This is a genomic window from Thauera aminoaromatica S2, from assembly GCF_000310185.1.
GTDB classification, from domain to species: domain Bacteria; phylum Pseudomonadota; class Gammaproteobacteria; order Burkholderiales; family Rhodocyclaceae; genus Thauera; species Thauera aminoaromatica.
In genome coordinates, this window is the sequence record NZ_AMXD01000028.1 from 25,579 (window position 1) to 33,462 (window position 7,884).

6 protein-coding genes are annotated in these 7,884 nt (G+C 67.3%); 1 reads left to right on the forward strand and 5 read right to left on the reverse strand.

What is annotated here, in order from left to right; translation table 11 throughout:
* Window positions 1-46 precede the first annotated feature (46 nt).
* The 5 genes from C665_RS06635 to C665_RS06650 form a co-directional block, all read right to left on the reverse strand.
* Window positions 47-1,747, reverse strand: coding sequence for an L-lactate permease (locus C665_RS06635; RefSeq protein ID WP_004303509.1), 1,701 nt, complete (start codon window positions 1,745-1,747; stop codon window positions 47-49).
* 314 nt (window positions 1,748-2,061) lie between these two features.
* Window positions 2,062-2,547, reverse strand: a complete 486-nt coding sequence (locus tag C665_RS20125; protein ID WP_197068793.1) for a hypothetical protein — start codon at window positions 2,545-2,547, stop codon at window positions 2,062-2,064.
* A 399-nt stretch (window positions 2,548-2,946) separates the two neighbouring features.
* Window positions 2,947-4,143 (reverse strand): RtcB family protein, encoded by a 1,197-nt coding sequence (locus tag C665_RS06640; protein ID WP_004303513.1) that lies wholly within the window; start codon window positions 4,141-4,143, stop codon window positions 2,947-2,949.
* Between the two features lie 27 nt (window positions 4,144-4,170).
* On the reverse strand, window positions 4,171-6,696 hold the full coding sequence (locus tag C665_RS06645) for a VIT and vWA domain-containing protein (RefSeq protein WP_004303514.1): 2,526 nt from the start codon (window positions 6,694-6,696) through the stop codon (window positions 4,171-4,173).
* Window positions 6,693-7,172: a helix-turn-helix domain-containing protein gene (locus C665_RS06650; RefSeq protein ID WP_004303516.1), complete on the reverse strand. Its 480-nt coding sequence runs from the start codon at window positions 7,170-7,172 to the stop codon at window positions 6,693-6,695. Before C665_RS06650 ends, C665_RS06645 begins: the two co-directional genes overlap by 4 nt.
* Before the next feature lie 105 nt (window positions 7,173-7,277).
* Here C665_RS06650 and C665_RS06655 point away from each other — a divergent pair, with 105 nt between their 5' ends.
* Window positions 7,278-7,643: a hypothetical protein gene (locus C665_RS06655; RefSeq protein WP_004303518.1), complete on the forward strand. Its 366-nt coding sequence runs from the start codon at window positions 7,278-7,280 to the stop codon at window positions 7,641-7,643.
* Window positions 7,644-7,884: the final 241 nt, after the last annotated feature.

The following is a 7,884-nucleotide window of genomic DNA, read 5'->3' on the forward strand; positions in this document are numbered from 1 at the left end:
AAGGACGGATGCGCGGGGGACGCCGATGCGTCCCTCCGCGCAGGACTCAGCTCGCGGCGAGCAGCGGATCGGACACCCCGAGGACGTAGATCGCGATCATCGCCACCGTGCCGGTCATCAGCACGTAGTACACCGTCGGCCAGAAGGTCTTGCGCAGGATCGCGCCCTCGCGGCCGAGCAGACCCACCGTGGCCGAGGCCGCCACGACGTTGTGGATCGCCACCATGTTGCCGGCGGCCGCACCGATCGCCTGCACCGCCACGACCATCGCCGTGGAGATGCCGAGCGAGGTCGCCACGCCGAACTGGAACTGGCTCAGCATCATGTTGCTGACCGTGTTCGAGCCGGCGATGAAGGCACCGAGCGCGCCCACCGACGGTGCCAGCAGCGGATACACGTTGCCCACGCTGTCGGCCACCCACTTCGCCATCGCGATCGGCATGCTGGGCAGGTCGGCGGCGTTCACCCCCGAGTTGATCAGGATGCGCACCATCGGCACGGTGAACAGCAGCACGAAGCCGGCGCCGAGCAGCACGCGCGAGGACTCGCCCACCGCCTTCACCAGCGAGCGCGCGTGCATGCCATGCAGGAACACGGTGATCAGCACCACCGCCACCAGGATGCCGCCGGGCAGGTAGAGCGGCTGGAAGTCCGCCTTGATGCCCTTCTCGCCGAGGATGTCGGCGAACACGATCACCACCGACTTCATCGCCCCGCCGATCTCGGGGAACACGCGGCTCAGCACGAGCAGCGCGCCCACCAGCACATAGGGCAGCCAGGCGCGGAAGATGCTGATCGGCTGGTGACGCGGGAGCTGATCGAGCTTCATCTCGACGCTGCCCATCCACTCGCTCGGCCACTCCTTCGGGTCGGCAAAGTCCCAGGTCTTCTTCGGCACCAGGAAACCGAAACGCGCCGCGGTGGTGACGAGGGCCAGGCCGACCAGGCCGCCGAGCAGCGAGGGGAACTCAGGCCCCAGGAAGACGCCGGTGAAGGCGTACGGGACGGTGAAGGCCAGACCCGCGAAGATCGCGAAGGGCAGCACCTCGAAGCCAGCCTTCCAGCTCTTCTCGCGGCCGAAGAAGCGCGTCAGCATCATGACCATGATCAGCGGAATGACGGTGCCGACCATGGCATGGATGATCGCCACGTTGCTGGTGATCACCTGCAGGAAGACGTCCCAGCTCGAGCCCCTGGCGGCGAGCTGCGCGCCGATCGTCGCACTGTCGAGGCCGCTATTGACGCCGATGATGATCGGCGTGCCCACGGCACCGAAGGACACCGGCGTGCTCTGCACCAGCATGCCGAGCAGCACCGCCGCCAGCGCCGGGAAGCCGATCGCCACCAGCAGCGGCGCGGCGATCGCCGCCGGCGTGCCGAAGCCCGAGGCGCCCTCGATGAAGCAGCCGAACAGCCAGCCGATGATGATCGCCTGGATGCGGCGGTCGGGGCTAATCTTGGCGAAGCCCGCGCGGATCGCGGTGATCCCGCCCGAGTACTTCAGGGTGTTGAGCAGCAGGATGGCGCCGAAGATGATCCACAGCACCCCGATCGTGATCACCAGCCCCTGCAGGGTCGAGGCGAGCACGCGGTTCAGGCTCATCTCCCACACATACAGGCCGATGCCCGCAGTGAGGAAATAGACGACCGGCATCGCGCGCTTGGCGGGCCAGCGCAGGCCCACCAGCAGCACCGCGGCGAGCAGGATCGGAGAAAAGGCGAGGAATGCGAGCGTACCAGGCTGCATCGGAATCTCCCCCTCAGGCCGGCGCGCGCATCACGCGCGCAGCCTTGAACATCGAACCAACCGTCATTGCCCCTTCCCCTCTCGAATGCATTTCATGAAATCAGGATGTCGTGCACTTCCACTTTCTGGCTAAGTGGTCTTACCACTTAGCCAGAAGTTGCACCAGACTAAGGGAGCCCGGAAGGCGTGTCAATGGAAATCATCAGATTTATCGATGCAAACATGAGAGCCCAATCCAACGGCCATGCGGGGCCTTTTCGGCGCGCTCCGCTCCATGCGCCGCAGGGGCCGCGCCCTCATCGCGCGCGCGCTCGTTACTGGCGCGCGCACCACCGGGGAGAAATCGGCGGTCCCCAGTGCATGGTTGCGCACGCGGAATCGACGGTCGTTGGTGGGCTGCCCGGCGGTGACGTAGTCATCGGGCAGGAAACAGGTCGACGTAGCCTCCCATCGGCAAGGCAGCTGCCTGCAGTTCTCGGCTCCGTCAGCCACTCCCAGAGATGGCACGCCCGCCGGATGTGCGCGCCGTTGGGCGCCGCGTTCAACCTGGCCAGCAAGTCCTCCGGCGTGAGGCGCTCGAACAGGGCGTCGATGACCTCAAGATTCACGCCTTCATGGCGCAGGGCAAACTCGCGGTGCCCGACAAGCGTGCCCTCGATGGCAACGCCGCAAGGAAGAAGCACGCGGTCGGCCGAGTCCACAGGCCGATTGACCGAACCGCTGATCTGCGCCGGCTTCGCCAGCGGTCGGACGACCAGACAGAGTCGGCTGATGAGTTGTGCGTAGCCAATCGTCGACATCCCATTGCGGCCGGTACCCGTCCGCCAAAAGCATCGACTAACGCCGTGTAGTACCACAGCGATCCACCCTTCCCTCCGCTGAAGCGCGCCCAAACGGACTCACCGATTTCAGTCAGATCAAACAGGATCGCCTGCAGGTTGGCCAGCTTGTCGCACGCAGAGACGAGAATGCCCTCGCCTTCCGCCACACGCAGGTGAGCGAGGTACCGCTCCTTCCGCTCGCGCCAGGAGCTTTTGCGCCGCTGCGCATCGGGCAGGCCGCATGAGCACTCCGTGCTGGATGTAGTGCGGTGACTGTAATGCGCGACAGGCTCAGGAAGTGAGCCTGTCTTTCGCACAGCACGGCCAGCCGTGGTCCATGACGGTTCGAACCCGTTCACCTGCCATCTGTTGCGCCCCCTACCCTTTCACGCACACCACCTGCTTCAGCGTGTGCAGCACCTCGGTCAGGTCCGACTGGTTGGCCATCACGGTGTCGATGTCCTTGTACGCGCCGGGGATCTCGTCCACCACGCCCTTGTCCTTGCGGCAGATCACGCCCTCGGTCTGGCGCGCAAGGTCAGCCTCGGTGAAGTGCTTGGTGGCCGCCGTGCGGCTCATACGCCGGCCAGCGCCGTGCGCACTGGAACAGAAGCTCTCCGCGTTCCCCCTGCCGCGCACGATGTAGCTGCGCGCGCCCATGCTGCCGGGGACGATGCCGAGCTCGCCCTCCCCCGCGCGGATCGCGCCCTTTCTGGTCACCCACACGTCGGCGCCGAAGTGGTGCTCGCGGGCGACGTAGTTGTGGTGGCAGTTCACCGCCTCGGTAGTCACGGTAAAGGGCGGCAGGTGGCGCGCCAGCCCTGCGAGCACGAGCTCGAGCATCGCCTGGCGGTTGGCCATCGCATAGTCCTGCGCCCAGTGCACCGCCTCGACGTAGTCGTCGAAATGCGGGCTGCCCTCGCGGAAGTAGGCCAGGTCGCGGTCGGGCAAGTGGATCATGTGCCGTTCCATGTCCTTCCTGGCGAGCTCGATGAAGTAGGTCGCGATCGCGTTGCCGATGCCCCGGCTGCCCGAGTGCAGCATCACCCACACCCGGCGCTTCTCATCCAGGCAGACCTCGATGAAGTGGTTGCCACCGCCGAGCGTGCCCATCTGGTTGGCCCACTTGGAGAACCTGCCGAAGGCCTTGAGCAGCTGCGGGTGACGATCGGTCAGGGCCTTGAGGCCGGGCTCGAAGGGGCGCACCGCATCGACGAGCACGCGACCGTCGGCATGCTGGTCACGGCCGACGGGCACGTCGCGCGTGATCTGATCGAACACCTTCTTCAGCCGCTTCTCGTCGATGTCATTCGCCGTGAGCGACAGGCGCGCCGCGACCATGCCACAGCCGATGTCGACGCCCACCGCCGCCGGGATGATCGCCTGGTGGGTGGCGATCACCGAGCCGATGGTCGCGCCGATGCCCAGATGCACGTCGGGCATGGCGGCGACGTGGTGGTGGATGAAGGGCAGGCTGGCGAGGTTGGCGAGCTGCGCCTTCGAGCCCTCGTCGATGTCGTCGGTCCAGATCCTGACCGGCACGGTGCTGCCGTTCAGGACGGTCTTCACAGGCATGGCTGCCTCCTCGTGGCTCCCCTAGTGCTATTCAACGCCGACACCCGACCGTTCGAGCGCCGAGGCCGCGTCCCGGAGCGCAAAGACGCAGTCGGGCCAGGTTTCCGCCTGGAGCGTGCTGACGAACACCTGCAGGCGCGCCGCGAGCGACTCAGACGCCACCTCAACCTGTCGGGCCTCAGGCGCAGCGGCCGGCCTCACCCGCTGCGTCAGGGCCTTGAGCCGTCCGAGCATGCCGTTGGTCGAGCGCAGCGCGTCATGCAATTCGCGCTGAGCCATCGCCTCGACGAAGCAGGCCACAACCTGCGCCTCGTCCTCCCCGTCGGCCAGGACGAACTCCAGCCAGTCGAGCACCGCCGTACCGACACCGATCCTGTGCAGCGCCGCATACGTGCGCGGCCATTCGGCCTGCGTATGACTGCGCAGCCAGTGGGTCAGGCCCAGCGGTGTGAGGCCGCTGTAATGAGGCTCGGCAGACCAGTAACGCGGATTGTCGCGCGGCGGCTCATCGGCTGCCCGGTCAGCGCCGCGTCGCAGGAATGCCGGGATATCGTAGGTGGAGGCCTGTGTTCGCCTTTCGCTGCGCAGCACGCGCGCACCCGAGCGCATCACGGCCGGCGCATCGAGCGCGTTCATGTCAAACGACCCGAAGCCCGCCGCTGCCGGCGCGCCATACGCGGTGGGCGTGTCATTCACCGTGAGCGGCGCCATGTTGGGCTCGATGTAAAGCAGATCGACGCTTCCCAGCCCGCCAAAGCCTGCAGGCAGCATCGCGGGGACCTTCACGAGATCGGGCATGTCCTCGGGCTTGTCGGCTTCGGCACGCGCCTCGACCAGCAGGAAGTGCGTCAGCGGACTGACCAGTTGATACGCGACGGCCAGCGCGAGCGCCTCCGGTGCCCGGAGTGACTGCGCCCCTTCGCCGGCGAGGAGCTGCTCGACCTGCGCGGCCACCGCCATGCGGCCCAGCACGGCATGCGGCTCGACGGCACTGAGCGATGCCTCACCCAGCGCTACGGGCGCGTCCCCCTGTGCCATCCGGCCGACCAGACGCACCGGCTGATCCGGCACCCACCCATGCGGCACCTGCGCAAAGCGCGCCCACACCGTGACTGCGTCGCCATCGAAGACCGAGCCGGGCAGCGGGCTCATCCACACCGGCTCGGCACCCGTCGGCCACACCAGTTGCAGGGCGTCCATGCGCTGCGAGCGCAAACGCGCGAACATGCGCAGCACCGCCGGCTCCACGGCCTCGCCGGGCGCGACGAAGTCGCAGGCGCCGCCCGTCTCGTCAGCCAGCCGCCGCAGCACACCCTCGGCCGGCGCGCTGCCAATGCCGACCACGAAGATCCGATTCCCCAGCGCTCGCGCCCGTTTCACCGTGCGATCGATGGCGTGGATCTGGCCGTCGGTGATCAACAGTAGATCGACCGCTGCGGCCCCCTCCTCCGTCCCAGGGCTCGGCTCGGCATCTCCGGCCAGGGCCAGCGTGGATGCCAGCGCGTTCTCCATCTCGGTGCCACCGAGATCGGCCTGCAACTGCATCGCCCAGCGCTGTCCCGCCTGGCGGGTGGCGGCGCTGGTGCGCCACAAGGCACGCGAGCGATGCTCGACCGTGCTGCCAAAGCGTGACAGCGAGAAGCGCTCGCCCTCGCGCAGGCCGGCGATGATGGCCTGCAGCGCACGGCGCGCAGCGGCAATGCTGTCGCCCTGCATCGAGCCGGAGCAATCCACGAGGATCTTGACCGCGAGCGGATGGGCCGCTGCCGGCACACGCGGGCAGAAGCTCGCCAGCACATTCACCGCGCCCTCATCGAGGGTGTCTTGCGCGCACACGGCAAGCGAATCCTGCGCAACCTCGTCGAGCACCAGGATGAAGTCGCGATCGAGTGCCCCGCCGCGACCGAGCGATACGAGCATCGCCGCCGTCTCCCCCTCTCCTTCGAGCCGCATCGACAACGGATGACTCGGCGAGCCGATGCGCGCCCGCGCGAGCTCGCCTTCGATGCGCAAGGTGAGCTCAAGCGGATGGACCGCCATCAGGTCGTGCTCGACCACCTGATGCGGCTTCAGGCCGGCATCGGCCACCGAATCGCCGTAGCGCGGGGCGATCACCGTGGGCACCACCAGGCGCAGGCCATGCTGCTCGAACTGCAGCACCTGGGCGTAACGCAGCCGCAGCACACAGGTTTCTCCGCGTGCGAGGTTGCCCAGGTTCAGCGTGTAGCTGCCATCGAAGTTCTGCTCGAGCAGGATGGCGGTGTTGCCCTCGGCCAGCGCGTCCTCGTAGCCCTGCTCGGCCTGCTTCTTCTCGATGACCGCTCCGGACAGGCAGCGCTCGCCAATCCGCACCTCCACCCCGAGGAGCACCGCCGCCCACGGCAGCGGGAAGCTGTAGACGAGCTCGACATGGCGCTCGAAGGGGTTGGCAAAGCGCTGCTCGAGCTCCGCTTCGAAGAGCGTGCCGCGCAAGGTGCCGGTGAACCGCACGCCCTGCAGCGTCAGTGCCTCACCCGCGCGCGTCTCAAGTCGTGCCGATTGTTGCTGCATCATGGTTCTCCCGCCTGTCGGTCGTTCTTGTCCGTGTTGTGCGCGGCAGCGCCCTGCGACGCTGCCCCGCCTTGCCCCTGCACCGCCTCGAAGGCGGCCATCACGCCCTGGATGAACTGGCGCACCGCCTCGGGACTCAGGCCCGCGCGCTGGGCATCGATCACCACCTCGACCCCCTCGGCCACCGTCAGATGGCTGCACACCGACACGCTGCCGATGGCGCGCTCACGCGGCGGCACCGGCGGCGGCGCACCGTGGAGCAGCTCGCGGATACGCTCGAGCGAGACGCCGGCAGCGGTCCATTTGCGGATCTGCAGCAGCTGCTCGAGATGCCGCGTGCCGTAGCGGGCCGCCCGGGTCTCGCCCTCGGGTCGGTCGACCAGGCCGATCTGCACGTAGTAGCGCACCGTGCGCGGCGGCAGGTCCGCGAGCACGGCCAGTTCGGCCAGCGGGTAGCTTGGGGAGGTTTCGGAGTTCATGACACAGATTAAGCCACCTTTATTTATACAGTGAAACTGTCGTTTGATACTGACAGTGGACTGATAGCATCGGGGTGTCTCTTCACCGCACCCCGCCGAATCGCCATGCCTACTCCACCCCGCGCCACTCCGCCCGCAGACAGCAAGGGAACGCGCGCCGCGCTGATCTTCGCGCTGACGGCCGAGCGCCTGTCGATCTACTACGAGCATGGCCAGTGGCTGACCGAAGCGCAGGGCGCGAGCTTCATCGCCGACTGGCTGCGTCGCAGCGAGCGCACGCTGCCGCTGGCCGACCGCCGCCAGCTCTCCGCGCTCAGCGACGGGCTGGCGCGCCAGATCGCCGGCTCGCTGTCACGGGAGGCAGGGCTCTATACGGCTCACGAGATGATGGAGGCGCTTGATCCGAACTACGACTCGGACCTGGCGCGCTCGATGATGGACGAGTGCGCACGCCTGCTGGACACCAACTGATACGGGACGTTAACTGATACTCGACGGGACAAGCCGATCAGTCGCTCACCCTTCCGCGCCGGGCCTTGATCGACGCCCGCCGCGCCTTGCCCTCCAGCCTGCGTATGAAGAGCTGAAACCGTCTTCAGCCAAGCTGTGGCGATCGTACGTGCTCGGCGAGCTGCCCAGCGTCAATTACCTTGGCCGGTCGACGTCAATTATCCTGGCCGGTGGAAGCGAGGCATGAGGGGTTCAGCCTTTC

Coding starts and splice junctions, on each gene's coding strand:
- C665_RS06640 (WP_004303513.1), bottom strand. CDS start 4,143: ATGCCTGTGAAGACCGTCCTGAACGGCAGCACCGTGCCGGTCAGGATC.
- C665_RS06645 (WP_004303514.1), bottom strand. CDS start 6,696: ATGATGCAGCAACAATCGGCACGACTTGAGACGCGCGCGGGTGAGGCA.
- C665_RS06635 (WP_004303509.1), bottom strand. CDS start 1,747: ATGCAGCCTGGTACGCTCGCATTCCTCGCCTTTTCTCCGATCCTGCTC.
- C665_RS20125 (WP_197068793.1), bottom strand. CDS start 2,547: ATGTCGACGATTGGCTACGCACAACTCATCAGCCGACTCTGTCTGGTC.
- C665_RS06650 (WP_004303516.1), bottom strand. CDS start 7,172: ATGAACTCCGAAACCTCCCCAAGCTACCCGCTGGCCGAACTGGCCGTG.
- C665_RS06655 (WP_004303518.1), top strand. CDS start 7,278: ATGCCTACTCCACCCCGCGCCACTCCGCCCGCAGACAGCAAGGGAACG.